This is a genomic window from Actinomadura opuntiae (assembly GCF_030283205.1).
Classification (GTDB): domain Bacteria; phylum Actinomycetota; class Actinomycetes; order Streptosporangiales; family Streptosporangiaceae; genus Spirillospora.
The window spans coordinates 90,387-109,173 of sequence record NZ_JASNWF010000026.1; the positions used below are offsets into that span (position 1 = coordinate 90,387).

An 18,787-nucleotide genomic window follows, 5' to 3' on the forward strand; every position below is an offset into this window, starting at 1 on the left:
CGTGTGCGGGCGTCCTACCCCGGCGCGGGCGCCCTAGCCCGCGTCGAAGCGGGCGAGCAGCCGCATCGCGCGCGGCGACAGCCGGGACGCCAGGTAGCTCAGCCGCGCCTCCGGGGTCACGGGCACGACCGCCTTGTCGTCGCGGACCGCCTTGACGATCTGCTTGGCGACGCCCTCCGGCCCGAAGCCGCGCAGCGCGTACGCCCGCGCCGCCTTCTCCTGGCTGCGCGCCTGCTCCTCCGCGCCGCGCCCGACGAACCGGGACGTCCGGGTGATGTTGGTGTTGACGATCCCGGGGCAGATCGCGCTGACACCGATGCCCTTGCCCTTCAGCTCCGCGCGCAGGCACTCCGACAGCATCAGCACGGCCGCCTTGCTGGTGGCGTAGGCGGGCAGCGTCCGGGACGGGGTGAACGCGGCGGCCGAGGAGGTGTTGACGATGTGGCCGCCCTGCCCCCGCTCCGCCATCTGGGCCGCGAACAGCCGCGACCCGTGCACGACGCCCCACAGGTTCACGCCGAGGACCTTGTCCCAGTCGTCCACCGTGTGGTCGAGGAACGACCCGGCCATGCCGATCCCGGCGTTGTTCACCACGACGTCCGGGACGCCGTGCTCGTGCAGGACGGACTTGGCGAAGTCCTCCATCGCGGCGGCGTCGGACACGTCCACCTGGTAGGGGTGCCCGGCGGGGCCGAGGAGCCCGGCGAGTTCGGCGGTGCGCTGCGCGGTGGCCATGTCGAGGTCGGCGGCGACGACCTCCGCGCCCTGCTCGGCGAACGCCAGCGCGGTGGCGCGGCCGATGCCGCTGCCCGCGCCGGTGACGACGACCAGCGAGCCGTCGAAGGGGCGCCGGTCGCGCTCGACGCGGGCGCGGCGCAGCGCGCGGGACTCGGCGGCGGTGAGCGGGCCGCCCTGGACGCCGGTGATGTGCTCGTGGATCCAGCGGGCGACGACGTCCGGGTGGCTGCGCGGCACCCAGTGGCCGGCCGCGATCGGGCGCAGCGACAGGTTCGGCACGCGCGCGCCCAGCCCGCCGACCAGGTGCGGCGACACGAACAGGTCCTTCGTCGGCACGATGACCTGCGTGGGCACGTCGGTGCGGCGGTCGCGCGGGCGGCGCAGCCGCTGCACCATGTTCGCCCGGTACAGGCCGACGCCGGACGCGCCGTCGCGCGCCATCGTCGGCGCCGGGTGCCCCGGGCGGGCGGGCACGCCCTCGCCGATCTCCAGGGCCTTGCCGAACGGCCTGGACAGCCCGGCGAGCCACATCAGCTCGGGCAGGAGGGGCGTCTGGAAGAAGTAGATGTACCAGGACCGCACGCCCTGGCCGGCGGCGCGCTTCAGGTTCGCCGGGGTGGGGCGGGCGAGGTTGCGCCGCGTCCAGTGCGCCACGTGGTCCAGGCACGGCCCGGAGATGGAGGTGAACGAGGCGAACCGCTCCGGCATGGTGCAGGCCGCCTCCCACGACTGGATCGAGCCCCAGTCGTGCCCGACGAGGTGCACCTTGCGGTCGGGCGCGGTGGCGTCCAGCACCGCCCGCATGTCCGACATCAGGTAGTCGAAGGTGTAGCGCTTGCGCCCGAACGGCCGCGTCGAGGCGCCCGCGCCGCGCACGTCGTAGCGGACGACGTGGTAGCGGCCGGCGAGCCGCGCGGCGACCTCGTCCCACACCGCGTGGGTGTCGGGGTAGCCGTGCATGAGCAGGACGGTCGGCCGCGACGGGTCGCCCTGCTCGTAGACGGCCAGGTCGACGCCGTCGCCGCGGACCCGCCGCCGCCGCACCGGCGCCGCGGCGGGGGTGCCAGGAGTACCGGGGGTGCCGGGGGTGCCGGGGGTGATCGTCTGCGTCATTGCGCCTCCCGTCGTGCCCACCGGTGCACGTGGGGCAGGTCGTCGTCGAGCCAGTAGGCGTCGTCCTCGGTGACCACGAGGATCTCCTCGAACTTCACGCCGACGCCGCGGAACCCGATGTGCGGTTCCACCGCCCACAGCCCGGGCGTCGGGGGGTGCTGGGACTGCGCGGCCCCGTTCCAGAGCGGGGAGCGGCCCTCCAGGCGCTCCTTGACCAGTTCGCGGCCGATGGTCTGCAGGAACCGTACACCGAACGGGAATCCGACGCCCTTGGGAAGGATTCCGCCGATGATCCCGACCTGGTGGCCGATGACCCGTCCGGGGTACTTCGCGTGCCGGTTCTCGTAGCCCTGCCGTTCGATCAGCGCGTCGACCTCGGCGTAGATGTCGGCGAACGTGCGGCGTTCGCGGACGAGGCCGAGGATGAGCCTCCGGTAGGAGGCGAGGTCGGCGTCGAGCCGCTCCCAGATGCGGTTCTCGCCGAGGACGCCGCCGTAGCCGATGTCGGCGGAGTAGCCGTCGCGGACGGGCGCCATGTCGAGGATGTAGGGCATGCCCTCCTCCAGCCGCGTCGCGCTGGGGAGGAACTGGGTCGGGACCTTGAAGCCCCGGAACGCCGACCGGTCGCCGAACCAGGCGAACGGGGTGTGCAGCCAGTCGTCGACGCCGTGCGCCCGCAGCCAGCGGCGCATGCGGCGGCACGCCTCGCGCTCGGTCACGCCCGGTTCGAGGGTGGCGGCGACCTCGTCGGCGCATTCGTAGCACAGGCGCTGGACGTCGCGGAATCGCTCCAGCTCCGCTTCATCGTGCGTGCGGGCGAGCGTCACTTTATTGGACACGGTGTTAATTAACCGCGCGAGCCGAACCGCGGTCAAGGGGGGCGTGCGTGACGCTCGCCACCCGGCATGCGCGAGGGCCCGTACGGCGCGGCGGTACGGGCCCTCAGGGGGAGGTCTCCGGGGAGCCTCCGGTCGCGGTGTCCGGTTGTCGGTCCCGTACCCGGTGTCGGGCTAGTACGGGTCGTAGCCCGCGGCCTGCGCCGCGGGCGACTGCTTCAGGTACTCCAGCGCGCGGGGCGTCGAGCAGACCTTGGACGGGTGGTGGTCCGGCCGGAGGTAGATCGGCGCCTCGCCGAGCAGCAGCTTGAAGATGCCGGGCACGTGCCCCTGCCGGACGGACCGGCGGTACGAGCGCAGGACGCGCAGCGGCGTGACCCGCCTGGTCACCGTCGGGTCCTGCTTCATGAGATAGAGCGAGCCGCCGATCAGCGCCCAGTACAGGAAGAACAGCGAGACCACCCAGGCCGCCACCCGGGTCGGGTAGCGCCCGCCCATCGCCTTGAAGACGTCGAACACCACCGACCGGTGCTCGACCTCCTCGGCGCCGTGCCAGCGCAGCAGGTCCAGCATCGTCGGGTCGACCCCGGCCTTCTCCAGCCGGTCGTTGTCCATGATCCACTGGCCCAGCACGGCGGTGTAGTGCTCGATCGAGGCGACCGCCGCCAGCTCGAACCGCAGCCGGCGCCGCCAGGCCCGCGGGCTCCTGCGCTTCAGCTCGGCCATCTGCTCGGGCCGCTCGGCGTTCCCCTTGGCCATCTGGTCGGTGATCTTGCCGACGTCGATCCCGTTGGTCTCGAGGATCTGGTCGAGGACGCCCTGGTGCGAGCGGGCGTGCACCATCTCCTGGCCGATGAACCCCCGGATCTCCTCCAGCAGCCGCTCGTCCTTGATGTACGGGCGGGCGTCCTTGACGCACTGGATGAACCACTTCTCGCCCTCGGGCAGGACGATGTGGAAGGAGTTGATGATGTGGGTGGCGAGCGGATCGCCCGGCACCCAGTGCAGCGGCGTGGACGACCAGTCGAAGGAGACCCGCCGAGGCTTGATCGGGGGGTGGCGCTCGTCGATGCCGGACGCCGCTCCGCCGCCTGTCAGGGGCCTCGTCATTCCGTAGTCCTCCGCTTCGCGCGCCCGGTGCGGGACGCGGCGTGCGCGCACGCCGGCGTCATTGCGTAGGGGGAGCAGTCAACTCCTGTGACGGGCCCGGTGTCTTGAGGGCGGGCCAACAAGTTACCGATTGGTTTTCGGTCCGAGATGACAAAGCGGCCGCCGAGCGGCCCGGATGTCAGAGGCGGATCCGCTCCGCTCCGGCGTAGACGTTCATCGTGTCCCCGCGCAGGAAGCCGACCAGCGTCATCCCGGCGTCCTCGGCCAGCTCGACCGCCAGCGACGACGGCGCGGAGACCGCCGCCAGCACCGGGATCCCGGCGGCCATCGCCTTCTGGGTCAGCTCGAACGACGCGCGTCCGCTGACCATGAGGATCTTACCGGCCAGCGGCAGCAGGCCCTCGCGCAGGGCCCATCCGACGACCTTGTCGACGGCGTTGTGCCGCCCGACGTCCTCGCGGACCGCCAGCAGGCCGCCGCCGGCGTCGAACAGGCCGGCCGCGTGCAGCCCGCCCGTCCGGTCGAAGACCCGCTGCGCGGCGCGCAGCCGGTCCGGCAGCACGGCCAGCACCTCGGGGGTGAGCCGGACGGGATCGGCGGCCACCTCGTACGGCCGGTCGGTCCGCAGCGCCTCGATGCTCGCCTTCCCGCACACCCCGCACGCGCTCGTCGTGGTGAACGCGCGCGTCATCGCGTCGTCGGGCGGCGCCACGCCGGGGGCCAGCGCGACGTCCAGGGTGTTCTGCTCGTGGGCGTCCGCGCAGTAGCGCATCGCGGTGAGGTCGGCCGCTCCGCGGATGACGCCCTCGGCCGCCAGGAACCCGGCGACCAGGTCGAAGTCGTGCCCCGGGGTGCGCATCGTGATGGTGAGCGGCTTGCCCGCGACGCGGATCTCCAGCGGCTCCTCGACGGCGAGGGTGTCGGGCCGGTGCCCGGCCGTCCCGCCGGTGCCGATCCGCAGGACCGGCTTGCGCACGGTGATCCGCCCCATGAACGCAACGGTACTCCCGCTGCCGCCGACTGACGAAGCGGTCCGGACGGAACGGGCCAGACGGAGCGGTCCAGACGGAGCGGTCTCAGTCGGGGACGCCGCGGGGGCGGGGCGTCCGCCAGCCGTGGCGCATCGCCATCACCCGCAGCGCGAACGCCAGGACGGCCGCGCCGGCGGTGACGGCGCCGCCGTGCAGCCCGGCCGACGAGGCGCCGGCGGTCACGGCGGCGCCGAGCATCGCCGGCAGCGCGTACAGCTGCCGGTCGTACAGCACCGCGGGGATCTGGCCGCTCATCATGTCGCGCAGGATGCCGCCGCCCACCGCGGTCACCACGCCGAGCAGCACCGAGTGCAGCGGGGAAAGCCCGTGGTCCAGGGCCTTCACCGTCCCGGTGGCGCAGAACAGCCCGAGGCCCGCCGCGTCGAACAGCAGAACCGCGGGCAGCAGCCGGGCGACCTGCGGATGCCAGAAGAAGACCAGCGCCGACGCGACCAGCGGCACCAGCACGTAGCCCAGGCTGGTGAACGCCGCCGGCGGGACCGCGCCGATGACCAGGTCCCGCAGGATGCCGCCGCCCAGCGCGGTGATCTCCGCGAGCACCACCATCCCGACGACGTCCAGCCGCTTGCGGACGGCGGCGAGCGCGCCCGAGACCGCGAACACGAAGATGCCGGCCAGGTCGAGCACCTGCGGGACGTCCGGCCAGCTCACCCGCGCCCCCGGGACGCGGCGGCCGCGCCGGTCGGGCTCAGTCGCGCCGGTCGGTGCGGTCGATGTTCCAGTTCGCCACCACCGCCGCGAACGGCGGGATGACCATCGCGAAAACCGACATCGCGATCGCGGCGGTCGTCGAGTACAGCCGGACGACCGTCCAGGCCAGGACGATGAAGGTGAGGCACGTCCCCATCATGATCCCGTACGCGAGCTTGCGCCGCCTCATACCCCCACCGTACGTCGCGCGCCGTACGTCGCGCGGCGTACGTCGCGCGGCGCCGGCCCCTCGGCGGGGCCGGCGGCCGCGGGCGTGCTCGCGGAGGCGCACGGGAATCGAACCCGCCGTCCCGAGATGCTCGGGACCAACGGTTTTGAAGACCGCGGAGGCCACCAGGCGCTCGCGCGCCTCCGCCGCGATACTAGTCGATCACCCGGCGTAGAGGGCGTCGATGGCCTCGGCGTACTTGCCGTGCACGACGCGGCGCCGCAGCTTGAGGGTGGGGGTCAGCTCCTCGCTCTCGGCCGTCCACTCGGCGGGCAGCAGCCGCCACTTCTTCACCTGCTGGACGCGGGCGAGCCGGGCGTTGGCGTCCTCGACGGCCTTGCCGACCTCCTCCAGGACGAGCGGGTGCTCGGCCAGCGCGGCGAGATCGGTGGTCTCGATCCCGTGCGCGGCGGCCCAGACCGGCGCGACCTCGCCGTCCAGCGTGATCAGCGCGACGACGTAGGGGCGGCGGTCGCCGAACGCGAGCGCCTGGCCGACCAGCGGGTGCTCCTTGAGGTGGTTCTCGATCATCGACGGCGCGACGTTCTCGCCGCCGGCGGTGATGATCAGTTCCTTCTTGCGGTCGACGACGGTGAGGAACCCGTCCTCGTCGAGGCGGCCGACGTCGCCGGTGCGCACCCAGCCGTCGGCGTCGATGAGGTCGGCGGTGGCCTCCGGCCGGTTCAGGTAGCCGGGCGTGCAGGTCGCGCCGCGCACGAGGATCTCGCCGTCCTCGGCGAGCCTCAGCTCGACGCCGTCGAAGGGGCGGCCGACGGTGCCGAGCTTGAAGGAGTCGGCGAGGTTGGCGGTGATCGCGCCGGTGGTCTCGGTCATCCCGTAGGCGTCGAAGATCTTCAGACCGAGGCCGGCGAAGAACCGGGCGACCTCGACCGGCAGCGGCGCGGCGGCGCTGGAGGCCTGCCGGACGCGGTCCAGGCCGAGCAGCGCCCGCATCGGGGTGAGCACGGCGGCGTCGGCGGCCTCGAACGCGGCGGTCACTTCGGGGGTGAGGGTGTTGCCGTACTCCTGGCCGGAGACGTAGGCGCGGCCGGCCTCCAGCGCGCCCGCGACGGCGGCCTTCTTCGCCGGGTCCTGCTCGGCCGACAGCACCGCCTGGATGCCCGCCATGATCTTCTCCCAGACGCGCGGGACGCCGAAGAACGAGTGCGGCCGCACCTCGGCCAGCACGGTGGTCAGCTGCGCGGGGTCCGGGCAGAAGTGCACGTGCGCGGCGAGCCGGACGGGCAGGTAGTAGCTGAGGACGCGGTCGGCGATGTGCGCGAACGGCAGGTAGGAGACGCCGGACGGGTGGTCGGGCAGCACCGAGCTGCGCTGCACCATCGCGGCCTCGTGCAGCACCATCGAGTGGGTGATGAGGACGCCCTTGGGGTCGCCGGTGGTGCCGGAGGTGTAGAGCAGGGTGACGGTGTCCTCGGGCTTCACGGCCTGCCAGCGGCGGTCGATCGCGGCGGGGTCGGCGGCGAGCTCGCCGCGGCCGAGCGCGGTGAAGGTGTCCCAGCTCATGTAGCGGTCGTCGTCGTCCGGGCAGGCGGCGGCGTCCACCACGATGATCTTGCGCAGATGGGGGAGCCGGTCCAGGACGGGCTGCCAGCGGGCGAGCTGGTCGGCGCCGTCCAGCACGGCGTACCTGGCCTCGCAGTGGCCGGCCACGTAGGCGACCTGGTCGGGCGCGAGGGTGGCGTACACGGTGGTCGGGATCCCGCCGGCGTGCACGGCGCCGAGGTCGGCCAGCACGTGCTCGGACCGGTTGGGCATCATCAGCGCCACCACGTCGCCGGGGGCGAGGCCGAGGGCGGCGAACCCGGCGGCGGTCTCCAGCGCCCGGGTCCGGGTGTCGGCCCAGGTGAGCGTCCGCCATTGCCCGCCGACGCGGTCGGAGTAGGCCGGCTTGTCCCCGTGCTCCGAAGCGGTGGCGGCGAGGCCGGTGCAGACCGTCTGCCCCTCGACGGCCCGGTCCAGCTCGTCCCGCTGCTCCTGGATCCCCATGTGGTCGCCCCTTGAGTAAGTGATGACTTGCAGAACAGGATCGCACCATGCCGAACGGCGTTCGGACAAGCCCTTCCGGCATTTTCCGCTGGTCGCGCCCGCCGGCGACCCCTGGGTGACCGGACCCGTACAGTCCGTTTGTTGATCATTTGTGGTGGTTGTGCGTTAAATCTCCTGGTGACCCGTCTCGTCCGCGCAGCCCGCCTCACCCAGTACGCCCACGGCGGCGGCTGCGCGTGCAAGATCCCGCCCGGCGAGCTGGAGAACGTCGTGGCCGGCCTCACCGGCGGCGGGGACCCGCTGGTGATCGGCGGCGCGGACGGCGACGACGCGGCGGTGCTGCGCCTGGCCGGCGGGCGCGCGGTGGTGTCCACCGCCGACTTCTTCACCCCCGTCGTCGACGACGCCTACGACTGGGGCCGGATCGCCGCCGCCAACGCCCTGTCGGACGTGTACGCCGTCGGCGGCGAGCCGCTGATGGCGCTGAACCTGCTCGGCTGGCCCCGCGACGCGCTGCCCGCCGAACTGGCCCGCGAGGTGCTGCGCGGCGGGCGGGACGTGGCGGAGCTCGCCGGCTGCGTCATCGCCGGCGGGCACAGCATCGACGACCCCGAGCCCAAGTACGGCCTCGCGGTGACCGGCCTCGCCGACCCCGACCGGCTGCTGCGGCTGGACGCCGGGCGGCCGGGCGTCCCGCTGTCGCTGACCAAGCCGCTCGGCCTCGGCGTGCTCAACGCCCGGCACAAGGCCACCGGCGAGGTGTTCGCCGAGGCCGTCGAGACCATGACGGCGCTGAACGCGGCGGCGGGCCTCGCCGCGCTGGAGCGCGGCGCCGTCTGCGCCACCGACGTGTCCGGGTTCGGGCTGCTCGGCCACCTGTACAAGCTGGCGCGGGCCAGCGGCGTCACCGCCGTCGTGGACGCCGCCGCCGTCCCGTACCTGGACGGGGCGCGCGCCGCCGTCCGCGACGGCTTCGTGCCCGGCGGCACCCGCCGCAACCTCGCCTGGGTCTCCCCGCACACCGACTTCCGCCGGATCTCCGAGGAGGAGCGGCTGCTGCTGGCCGACGCGCAGACCTCCGGCGGGCTGCTGGTGGCCGGCGAGATCCCCGGCGCCCCGGTGATCGGCGAGCTGGTCCCGCTCGGCCGCCGCCACCTCGTCGTCCGCTAGCCCGGATGCGTCGACTTGCGGCGAGTCGTTGTTATGGAGCGCTCCATAACAACGACTCGCCGCAACTCGACGAGGGCGCGGGGCCGTGTCGGGGGGCGGGGGGCGGGTAGGGCGGGGGAGACCGAAGGAGCGGGCATGACCATCGGGGGGATCGTCTCCGCCATCGTCCTGGGAGCCGTCGTCGGGGCGCTCGGCCGGCTGATCGTGCCGGGCCGGCAGAGCATGCCCGCCTGGCTGACCGTCGCGGTCGGCGTGGTCGCGGCCTTCGCCGGGACGGGCCTGTCCGCGATGGTCGGGCTGCGCACGTCCGGCTGGAACCTGTGGGAGACCCTCTTGCAGATCGGCGTCGCCGCCGCCGGCGTATGCCTCGTCCTGGCGTTCTGGCCGCCCACGACCCACCGCTAGGCGGGCCCGCCGCCGGGCGGGGCGCGCCGGTCAGGGCGCGGGCGGGCGCAGGACGGGCCGCAGCTCGTCCAGCACCGCGGTGTCCTCGATCGTGGACGGCACCGTCACCTCCTTGCCGTCGGCGATGCCCCGCATGACCCCGCGCAGGATCTTGCCGGACCGCGTCTTCGGCAGCGCCGCGACGACCTCGACCCGCTTCAGCGCCGCGACCGGGCCGACCTGGTCGCGCACCATCCGCACCAGCTCCTCGCCGAGCTCCCCGGGCTCGGCGAGGACGCCGCTCTTCAGCACGACGAACCCGCGCGGGACCTGCCCCTTCAGCGGGTCCTCGACGCCGATGACCGCGCACTCGGCCACCGCCGGATGCGCGGCGATGACCTCCTCCATCGTCCCGGTGGACAGCCGGTGCCCGGCCACGTTGATCACGTCGTCGGTGCGGCCCATCACCCACACGTAGCCGTCCTCGTCCACGTGGCCGCCGTCGCCGGTCAGGTAGTGGCCGGGGTGGCGGGTCAGGTAGGACTCCACGAACCGCTCGTCGTCCTGCCACAGCGTCGGCAGCGTGCCGGGCGGCAGCGGCAGCCGGATCGCGATGTCCCCGTCGGTGCCGGGCGGGACCGGCGCCCCGTCCGGGCCGAGGACCCGCACGTCGTACCCGGGCACCGGCACCGACGGCGACCCCGGCTTGATGGGCATCGGCTCCAGGCCGCGCAGGTTCGCCACGATCGGCCAGCCCGTCTCGGTCTGCCACCAGTGGTCGATGACGGGCCGGTCCAGCACCCGCGACGCCCAGTGGTAGGTGTCGGGGTCGAGCCGCTCCCCGGCGAGGAACAGCGTGTCGAGCGCCGACAGGTCGTGCCCGGCGAGCAGCGCCCCGTCCGGGTCCTCCTTCTTGATCGCGCGGATCGCGGTCGGGGCGGCGAAGAGCACCTTCACGCGGTGCTGCGCCGCGACGCGCCAGAACGCGCCCGCGTCCGGCGTCCCGACCGGCTTGCCCTCGTACAGGACGGTCGTGCAGCCGGTGAGCAGCGGCGCGTACACGATGTAGGAGTGCCCGACGACCCAGCCCACGTCGGACGCCGCCCAGAACACATCGCCCGGCCCCACACCGAACACGTTCTCCATCGACCACCGCAGCGCCACCGCGTGCCCGCCGTTGTCGCGGACGACGCCCTTCGGGCGGCCGGTCGTCCCGGAGGTGTAGAGGATGTAGAGCGGGTCGGTGGCGGCGACCGGCACGCACTCCACCGGACGCGCCGCCTCGACCGCCTCGTCCCACTCCACGTCCCGCGGCCGGACGAGGTCGGCGTGCAGCTGCTCGCGCTGCCGGATCACGCACCGCTCGACCTTGTGCTTGGCCAGCCCCAGCGCCTCGTCCAGCAGCGGCTTGTAGGGGACGACCCGGCCCCCCTCGATCCCGCAGGAGGCCGACACGACCGCCTTGGGCCGGGCGTCGTCGATCCGCACGGCCAGCTCGCGCGCCGCGAACCCGCCGAACACCACCGAGTGGACGGCGCCGAGCCGGGCGCACGCCAGCATCGCGATCACGGCCTCGGGGATCATCGGCAGGTAGATCACGACCCGGTCGCCGCGGTCGACGCCCTGCGCGCGCAGCGCCCCGGCGAACCGGGCGACCAGGTCGCGCAGCTCCCGGTAGGTGTAGCCGCGCGCCGTCCCGGTGACGGGGCTGTCGTAGATCAGCGCCCGCTGGTCGCCGCGCCCCTCGTCCACGTGCCGGTCGAGGGCGTTGTCGCAGGTGTTCAGCTCGCCGCCGGTGAACCAGCGGTAGAACGGCGGGGCGCCGTCGTCCAGCACCCGGTCGGGCGGGACCAGCCACCGGACGTCGCGCGCGGCCAGGCCCCAGAACCGGGTCGGATCGGCGATGCTGCGTTCGTACGCGGCCGCGTAGGCGCCCATTTCGTCCTCCCGGTGGCGGTGCCCGCCCCGATCCGCGTTTCGGGGCGCACCCCTATAGGGCATGGCGCGGGTGCCTTTCGTCAAGGCCCCGCGCCGCCACCTCCCGTTCGCGGACGGTCACCGCCGCCGCGTCCCCGGGATCACTCCGCGCGCTCGTGCGGGTGCCGGACACCGTGCACGACGGCGACCGCGGCCGCCAACACCGCGCCGGCCGCGACGATCCAGAAGCACAGCTCGTAGGCGCCGAGCGTCGGCACCTCCGTCCCGGCGATCACCTTCCCGGCCAGGATCGACGCGGTGACGGCGCCCGCGACGCTGCCGCCGGTGGTGCGGACGAGCGAGTTGATGCCGCTGGCGATGCCGCTCTGGTCCATCGGGACGTGCTGCACGGCGAGCGTGCCGAGCGCCGCGTAGGCGATGCCGAAGCCGACGCCCTGGATCGCGCTGAACGCCAGCATGTCGTAGCCGTGCGCGTTCGACAGCGCCAGCCAGGTGTAGCTGAGGCCCGCGAAGACCGAGCCGAGCGCGAGCGTGAAGGCCGGGCCGATCTTCTGGGCGACGATGCCGGACATCGCCGACGCGACGAGCATCGTGAGGGTGCTGGGCAGCATGTAGAGGCCGACGTCCAGCACCGAGCCGTCCAGCCCGTACCCGACCTTGCCGGACGGCGACTGGACGAAGCCGGAGATCAGGGTGAAGGCCGCGAACATGGCGAAGCCCAGCAGCGTCGAGGACAGGTTCGCCGACAGCGACTTCGGCCCGACCAGCAGGCTCAGCCGCACCAGCGGCTCGCGCACCCGCTGCTCGACGACGACCCACGCCGCGCACAGCACCGCGGCGGCGGCGAACAGCCCGATCACCCCGCCGGACGTCCAGCCCCAGTCGTTGCCCTCGCTGATGGCCAGCAGCAGGCAGACCAGCCAGCCGGCCAGCACCGCCGCGCCGGCGATGTCGGGCCGCCCGCCGGCGCGGGTGCCGCTGTCGTGCGCCGTGATCGCGACCAGGACCAGGCCCGCGGCGGCGAGCGCGGCGGTGATCCAGAACACCGGGTGGTGGCTGTCGGTGCGGTCGGCGATCAACCCGGTGACGATCATGCCGGCGCTGCCGCCGACGCCCATGGTGGCGCTGACGATGCCGATCGCGGTGGTGATGCGCTCGCGCGGGAAGGTGTCCCGGATCATCCCGATGGCCAGCGGGATCATCGCCGACGACACGCCCTGCAGGGTGCGGCCCACGATGAGCACGCCGAGCGAGCCGGACACCGCGCAGATCACCGAGCCGATGAACAGCAGCACCAGGACCAGCAGGATCATCTTCTTCTTGCCGTACATGTCGCCGAACCGCGACAGCAGCGGGGTGGCGACCGCGCCGGCCAGCAGCGAGGCGGTGAACACCCACGTCACGGCCGTGACCGAGACGTCGAAGCGGCGCATCAGCTCGGGCAGCAGCGGGATCACCAGCGTCTGCTGGACGGACACCACCATGCCCGCGATCGCCAGCGCGAACAGGGTGAGGCCGGTGCGCGGGGGGCCGGCGGGCCGCCGCCGGGTCGTGGCGGCGGCCGCCGTCGGGGCGCCGGTCATGAAGCCTCCTGGGGGGACGGTCCCGGTCGGGGGGAGCTCGGGAGGGCGCGGAGTATCTGCTTACTTAAGTTAAGTAAACGCATCGTACAATGGATCGCATGTCCACCCCGCCGCGGTCCGCCGCCCACCCGCAGACCGGCGCCGCGGCGCCGCGCGACATCGTGGAGATCGAGCGCGCGATCAGCCGCGTCGCGCACATGCTCACCCGCGCCAAGCAGCACGACCGGACGGTGGCCGTCGCCGGCGTGCCGGTCGACCGGGCCGCGGTGCCGCTGCTGCGCGCCCTCGCCGACGCGCCCGGGCCGCTGCGGCAGGGGGAGCTGGCCGCCCGGCTGGCCGTGGAGGCGCCGCACGTCACCCGGCAGGTGCAGCGGCTGGAGCGGACCGGCTACGTCGAGCGCGTGCCCGACCCCGACGACCGGCGCGCCCAGCGCGTCGGGATCACCGACGCGGGGCTGGAGGCCGTCGAACGGGTCCGCGCGGTCGGCCGCCAGTGGATGGCCGACGCCCTCGCCGGCTGGTCGGCGCAGGAGCGGGCGCAACTGGCGGGCCTCGTGCACCGGATGGTCGACGACTTCCTCGCGCACTCCGAGCACCTCGCCCGCTGCGAGGGCCGCGACGGCCTCAGCTAGCCCGCCCGAGCGCCGACGATTCATGGTCGCTTGTGGTTTACGCGAGGTTAGTGAGATTTATGATCACGCGGTGTGGGCCCGATCGGGTTTCGCTCCGGGGCCCGGCGTCCTTAGGGTTGCCTTCCGTGGACCTTCGTCTGCGTAACCCCCGCAAAGACGTCCCCGCAGGCGTCCCCTCCGCTCCGGTCGTGCCCGCCCCCTTCCCCGCGGCCCCGCGCGCCGCGGTCCGGGAAGGGCGCTGATGCAGGTCGTCGCGACCGCCGGCCATCACGGGCACGGCAAGTCCGCCCTGGTGCGCGCCCTGACCGGGATGGAGCCCGAGGAGCCCGGCGCCTGGACCGAGCTGCCCTCCGGCCGCCGGCTGGCGTTCGTGGACGTCCCCGGGCACGAACGGTCCGTCCCGGCCATGCTCGCGGGGGTGGGGGCGGTGCCCGCCGTGCTGTTCGCCGTCGCCGCCGACGAGGGGTGGATGCCGCAGTCGCAGGAGCACCTGGAAGCGCTCGCCGCGCTCGGGACCCGCGCGGGCGTGCTCGCGGTGACCCGCTCCGACGTCGCCGACCCCAAGCTCGCGCTGCGCCAGGCCCGCGACCGGCTCGCCGGGACGGCGCTGCGCGGCGTCGAGACCGTCGCGGTCAGCGCCGTCACCGGCGCCGGGCTGGACGAGCTGGCCGCCGCCCTGGACCGGCTCGCCGGCCGGCTGCCCGTGCCCGACCCGGACGCGCCGGTGCGGCTGTGGCTGGAGCACGCGTTCACCGCCGGCCGGCAGAGCGTCGTCACCGGCACCCTCGCCGAGGGCACCGTCGCCGTCGGCGACGAGCTGCTGCTCATGCCCGCCGGGCGCCGCGTCCGCGTCCGGACGATCGGCAGCACCGGCGGCCCCCGCGAGAACGCCACCGGCGTCTCCCGCGTCGTGCTCACGCTGCGCGACGCCGGGCGCGTCGCCGCCGGCATGGCGCTGGTCACGCCCGGCCGCTGGTCGCACACCACCTGCGTGGACGTGCGGACCCGGTTCGGCGCGGCGTCCGGGCGGCTGGCGCGGCGGATGACCCTGCACATCGGCGCCGCCGCCGTCCCGGTGCGGCTGCGCCCCCTCGGCCCCGACACCGCCCGGCTCACCCTCAACGCCCGGCTGCCCCTCCACATCGGCGACACCGCGCTGCTGCGCGACCCCGAGCGGCGCGCCATCGCCGGCGTCAGCGTCCTGGACGTGCGGCCGCCGACCCTCGTGCGGCGCGACGCGGGTGCGGCGCGCGCCCGCGAGCTGGCGACCTGGCCCGACCGCCCGGACGGCGCGCTGGTGCTGCGCCGGCACGGCGTGCTGCGCGCCTCCGAGCTGGACCTGATGGGCTGCGCCCCGCCGGACGGCGCCGTGGCGCTGGACGGCGGCTGGCTCGCCGACCCCGAGCACTGGGCGGCGCTGCACGAGCGCCTCGCCGAGGAGACCGCCCGGCACGCCGCGGCGACCCCGCACGCGCCCGGCTTCCCGCTGGAGACCGCGCGGCTGCGCCTCGGACTGCCCGCCCGCCACCACGTCGCCGCGCTCGTCCGCCCACCCCTGCGCCTGGAGGCCGGCCGCGTACACGGCCCCCCACCCGAACCGGCCACACCCGCGCCCGCGCCTATAACCGCAAGCCCACCCGACCCCGCACCCCCGACTGGAGCCGCACCGCCAACCACACCCGAGCCCCCGGTCGAAGCCGCACCCCCGCCTGGAACCGAGCCTCCGCCTGGGATCGAGCCTCCGCTTGGGGCCACATCCACGCCTGGGTTCGAGCCCCCGCCTGTGGGCGCATCCCCGCCTGTGGGCGCGTCTTTGGTTGGGGCTGCGTCTCCGGCCGAGGTCGAGCCCCCGGCTGGGGGCGCGTCATCGGCTGAAGGCGCAAGTGCGTCTGGTGTCGCTGGTTCGTCGCAGGGGCGGGCTTCGGATGAGGGCGGGCGGCGGCGGGCGGAGGGGACGGTGATGCCGCCCGGGATCGCCGCCGCTGTGGAACGGCTCCGTGTCGAGCTCGCGCGTGCTCCGTTCGACGCGCCCGCCGAGGAGCGTCTCGCCGAGCTCGGCCTGACCGGCGGCGCCCTCGCCACCGCGGAACGCGCGGGCGCGGTGCTGCGGCTGCGCGACGGCGTCGTCCTGCTGCCCGGCGCCGACCGCGAGGCCCTGCGCATCCTGTCGGCGCTGCCGCAGCCGTTCACCCCCGGGCAGGCCGGCGACGCGCTGTCCACCAGTCGCCGCGTCGCCGTCGCGCTGCTGGAGCATCTGGACTCCCTCGGCCTGACCGAGCGCCGCCGCTGACGAGACGGGGACGAACCTCCACAAGGGGCGGGAAAACCGGTTGAACCGCGGCGGGCGCCTCTGGCGTCATAGATCACGGTTCGGATCCCGTCGAGAAGGAGAAGGCATGCCGTACCAGACCCTGAAGGGCGGCCGCGTTCCCATCCGCATGTGGACCGACCCCGCCACCGTCGAGGACCAGGCGCTCGACCAGCTCCGCAACGTCGCCGCGCTGCCGTGGGTGGAGGGGCTCGCGGTCATGCCGGACGTCCACTACGGCAAGGGCGCGACCGTGGGCTCGGTCATCGCGATGAGGAACGCGGTGTCCCCGGCGGCCGTCGGCGTCGACATCGGCTGCGGGATGACCGCCGCGAAGTCGACGCTCACCGTCGAGGACATGCCGGACGACCTGTCCGGCATCCGGCACCGGCTGGAGAAGGCGATCCCGGTCGGCCGCGGCTCGCACAAGAGCGCCGTCGACCCGTCCACGCTCCCGAACCTGAAGGAGCGCGGCTGGTACGACTTCTGGAAGGCCTTCGAGAACCTGCACCCCGCGGTCCGCTCCGGCCTCGGCCGGGCCCGCGCCCAGATGGGCACGCTCGGCGGCGGCAACCACTTCCTGGAGCTGTGCGCGGACGACGAGGGCGCGATCTGGCTCGTCCTGCACTCCGGGTCCCGCAACATCGGCAACGTGCTGGCCGAGCACCACATCGAGGCCGCCCGCAAGCTCCCGCACAACCAGGACCTTCCGGACAACGACCTCGCCGTGTTCCTCGCCGGCACCGCGAGGATGGATGCCTACCGGCACGACCTGTTCTGGGCGCAGGAGTACGCGCGCCGCAACCGCGCGGTCATGATGGCGCTCGCGCAGGACGTCGTGACCAAGCGGTTCGGCGAGAAGCGCTGCAAGTGGAACCAGGTCATCTCCTGCCACCACAACTACGTGGCGGAGGAGGAGTACGGCGGCGAGGAGCTGCTGGTCACCCGCAAGGGCGCGATCCGCGCGGGCGCCGGGGACCTCGGCATCATCCCGGGCTCGATGGCGACGGGTACCTACATCGTCCGCGGCCTGGGCAACGAGACGGCGTTCAACTCCGCCTCGCACGGCGCGGGCCGGAGGATGAGCCGCAACAAGGCGCGCAAGAACTTCACGATCGAGGACCTGGTCGAGCAGACGAAGGGCGTCGAGTGCCGCAAGGACAGCGGCGTCATCGACGAGATCCCCGGCGCCTACAAGGACCTGGAGACGGTGATCGAGGCGCAGTCCGACCTGGTCGAGGTGGTCGCGCACCTGCGGCAGCTCGTCTGCGTGAAGGGCTGAGGCCGTGCGGGCGGTGCAGCGGCCGGCGAACGCGCGCGGCGCGGGCGACGGCATGAAGCTGCACCGCCGGACGGTCCGGCTCGGCGGCCGGGACCACACGGTCATCGGGCTGCGGCCCGGCACGCGGGTGCGGTTCAGCACGAACCGGTTCCACGAGACCTGGCACGTGCTGTCCGACCAGCACGGCGCCCGGGTGCTCGCGCGGCTGCTGTGGGGCCTGGCCTACCAGTCGCGGCCCGGCACGCTGCTGGTGATCGATCGGCCGTTCCTCGTCCCGACGCCGTTCGACGCGGACCCGGCCGACCCGATCGTCCTGGTCCCGGCCTGGCACACGCCCTTCACCGGCGCGACCGCCCGCGGGCTGGCGCGGCGGCTCCCGCTGCGGCGGCCACCGGACGGCACCGTCCGGTGGCGGACGCACGGCCTCGACGGCGCCCTCGCCGACCCGCGGGCCTGGTTCCGCGGCCGTCCGCCGGCGGAGTGGCCCGAGCGGGGCGGGGTGAAGCGGGTGCACGGCCTGATCGCGCTCCTGCCCGCCCGTCCCGTGGAGGCGCTGGCGTGGGCCGTGCAGGCGGGATGGCTCGACGCCGCCAATCCCCACGGCGTGGACCACGACTACCTGGGCGGGCAGTGCCGGTCGGCGTCCGGCGAGATCCAGATCTTCCGCGACTTCCACCGGCTGGTGAGCGTCGCCCGCCGCGCCCGCGCCGACGTGCTCGCGCGCCCCGGCGTCCCCGCCGATCCCGCCGAGCTGCGGCCGCTCGTCTGGGACCGGCACGGCGAGATCACCTGGGCGGAGGAGGCGGCGCGCCGCCGGGGCGCGGCACGGCGAGGCGCCCGCCGGTGATCAGCCCAGGACGCGGTCGACGAACGCGGTGACGTCGCCGAGCACCTCGTCGCGGTTGGTCTCGTTGAAGACCTCGTGGCGCGCGCCGGGGTAGATCCGCTGGGTCAGGTCGTCGCCGCGGATCGCCTCGATCCCGGCGAGCGTGCCGTCCAGCGGGACGAGCCGGTCGTCGTCGCCGTGCACGTGGAGGACGGGCAGCGCGCCGAGCGAGCCGTGCTCGTTGATCCGCCGGATGCAGGCGTCCAGCGCCCGGACGGTCGGCTTCTTGAACGGCCCGTGCCACACCAGCGGGTCCTCGGCGTAGGCCGTGCCGACGGCCGGGTCCCGCGACAGCGTCGCGGTGTCGATGGGCTCGTCGGGCATCTCGTCCAGCGCGAGCAGCGCGTCCACGGCGGCCCAGCGGCCGAGGACCGGCCCCGACAGCACCAGCGCGGTCAGGACGTCGCCGTGGACCTGCGCGTAGCGGGCGGCGATGAGGCCGCCCATGGAGTGCCCGATCAGCACGACGGGCAGGCCCGGGTGGTCGCCGCGGGCGGCCTCGACGACGGTGTGCAGGTCGGCGACGACGTCCTCGAAGTCCTCGATGAGCACCCGGTCGCCCGCCGACCGGCCGTGGCCCATGTGGTCGGGCCCGCACACGGTCGCGCCGTGCCGGACCAGCGCGTCCGCCACGTGCTCGTAGCGCCCGAGATGCTCGCCGTACCCGTGCGCCAGGACCGCGATGTAGCGCGGCTCGCCGTCCGCCCAGATCCGCGCCGTGATCGCGCCCCGCGTCCCCGCGAACTCCCATTCCCGTGCCGCCGTCACCCGTACCTCCCGTATCCGAACCGGCCAAGCCCGCCGCCCGCGATGCGACGAATCGGCGATC

Annotated in this window: 16 protein-coding genes and 1 tRNA gene; 6 read left to right on the top strand and 11 right to left on the bottom strand. The window is 74.1% G+C overall.

Going from position 1 to position 18,787, the window contains the following annotated elements:
- Positions 1-33 precede the first annotated feature (33 nt).
- The 8 genes from QP089_RS41105 to QP089_RS41140 form a co-directional block, all read right to left on the bottom strand.
- Positions 34-1,851 (bottom strand): SDR family oxidoreductase, encoded by a 1,818-nt coding sequence (locus QP089_RS41105; RefSeq protein ID WP_285919695.1) that lies wholly within the window; start codon positions 1,849-1,851, stop codon positions 34-36.
- Positions 1,848-2,690 carry a M24 family metallopeptidase gene (locus QP089_RS41110; RefSeq protein WP_285919697.1) on the bottom strand — a complete coding sequence of 281 codons (843 nt, stop codon included), beginning with the start codon at positions 2,688-2,690 and terminating at the stop codon, positions 1,848-1,850. The genes QP089_RS41105 and QP089_RS41110 overlap by 4 nt, the downstream gene beginning before the upstream one ends.
- Positions 2,691-2,861: 171 nt before the next feature.
- The gene (locus tag QP089_RS41115) at positions 2,862-3,797 is read right to left on the bottom strand and encodes a metal-dependent hydrolase (protein WP_285919699.1); all 936 of its coding nucleotides are present in this window, start codon (positions 3,795-3,797) and stop codon (positions 2,862-2,864) included.
- A gap of 178 nt (positions 3,798-3,975) precedes the next feature.
- Positions 3,976-4,788 (bottom strand): formate dehydrogenase accessory sulfurtransferase FdhD, encoded by an 813-nt coding sequence (fdhD, locus tag QP089_RS41120; RefSeq protein WP_285919700.1) that lies wholly within the window; start codon positions 4,786-4,788, stop codon positions 3,976-3,978.
- An 85-nt stretch (positions 4,789-4,873) separates the two neighbouring features.
- Complete coding sequence (locus QP089_RS41125; protein WP_285919702.1) at positions 4,874-5,500, bottom strand: trimeric intracellular cation channel family protein; 627 nt, start codon at positions 5,498-5,500, stop codon at positions 4,874-4,876.
- A gap of 37 nt (positions 5,501-5,537) precedes the next feature.
- Complete coding sequence (locus tag QP089_RS41130) at positions 5,538-5,729, bottom strand: DUF3099 domain-containing protein (protein WP_285919704.1); 192 nt, start codon at positions 5,727-5,729, stop codon at positions 5,538-5,540.
- Positions 5,730-5,820: 91 nt separating this feature from the next.
- Positions 5,821-5,913, bottom strand: a tRNA-Sec gene (locus tag QP089_RS41135).
- Positions 5,914-5,930: 17 nt separating this feature from the next.
- Positions 5,931-7,775, bottom strand: a complete 1,845-nt coding sequence (locus QP089_RS41140; protein ID WP_285919705.1) for an AMP-dependent synthetase/ligase — start codon at positions 7,773-7,775, stop codon at positions 5,931-5,933.
- Between the two features lie 177 nt (positions 7,776-7,952).
- Here QP089_RS41140 and selD point away from each other — a divergent pair, with 177 nt between their 5' ends.
- Together selD and QP089_RS41150 are read left to right on the top strand one after the other, a co-directional pair.
- Positions 7,953-8,945, top strand: coding sequence for a selenide, water dikinase SelD (gene selD / locus QP089_RS41145; protein WP_285919707.1), 993 nt, complete (start codon positions 7,953-7,955; stop codon positions 8,943-8,945).
- 135 nt (positions 8,946-9,080) lie between these two features.
- Complete coding sequence (locus QP089_RS41150) at positions 9,081-9,350, top strand: GlsB/YeaQ/YmgE family stress response membrane protein (protein WP_285919708.1); 270 nt, start codon at positions 9,081-9,083, stop codon at positions 9,348-9,350.
- Positions 9,351-9,380: 30 nt separating this feature from the next.
- Here the strand turns inward: QP089_RS41150 and QP089_RS41155 are convergent, their stop codons facing one another.
- The gene (locus QP089_RS41155) at positions 9,381-11,267 is read right to left on the bottom strand and encodes a propionyl-CoA synthetase (RefSeq protein ID WP_285919709.1); all 1,887 of its coding nucleotides are present in this window, start codon (positions 11,265-11,267) and stop codon (positions 9,381-9,383) included.
- Positions 11,268-11,407: 140 nt separating this feature from the next.
- Entirely contained in the window at positions 11,408-12,850 is a 1,443-nt protein-coding gene (locus QP089_RS41160) for an MFS transporter (RefSeq protein ID WP_285919711.1), read from the bottom strand.
- 98 nt (positions 12,851-12,948) lie between these two features.
- Here QP089_RS41160 and QP089_RS41165 point away from each other — a divergent pair, with 98 nt between their 5' ends.
- The 4 genes from QP089_RS41165 to QP089_RS41180 all read left to right on the top strand — a co-directional run bounded on the left by QP089_RS41165 (position 12,949) and on the right by QP089_RS41180 (position 17,919).
- Entirely contained in the window at positions 12,949-13,482 is a 534-nt protein-coding gene (locus tag QP089_RS41165; protein ID WP_285919713.1) for a MarR family winged helix-turn-helix transcriptional regulator, read from the top strand.
- Between the two features lie 241 nt (positions 13,483-13,723).
- Entirely contained in the window at positions 13,724-15,772 is a 2,049-nt protein-coding gene (locus QP089_RS41170) for a selenocysteine-specific translation elongation factor (protein WP_285919715.1), read from the top strand.
- 106 nt (positions 15,773-15,878) lie between these two features.
- Positions 15,879-17,072: an RtcB family protein gene (locus tag QP089_RS41175; protein ID WP_285919717.1), complete on the top strand. Its 1,194-nt coding sequence runs from the start codon at positions 15,879-15,881 to the stop codon at positions 17,070-17,072.
- Between the two features lie 4 nt (positions 17,073-17,076).
- Complete coding sequence (locus tag QP089_RS41180; RefSeq protein WP_285919719.1) at positions 17,077-17,919, top strand: hypothetical protein; 843 nt, start codon at positions 17,077-17,079, stop codon at positions 17,917-17,919.
- On the opposite strand, the gene QP089_RS41185 is transcribed toward QP089_RS41180, so the two are convergent.
- On the bottom strand, positions 17,920-18,726 hold the full coding sequence (locus QP089_RS41185; RefSeq protein WP_285919721.1) for an alpha/beta hydrolase: 807 nt from the start codon (positions 18,724-18,726) through the stop codon (positions 17,920-17,922).
- Positions 18,727-18,787: the final 61 nt, after the last annotated feature.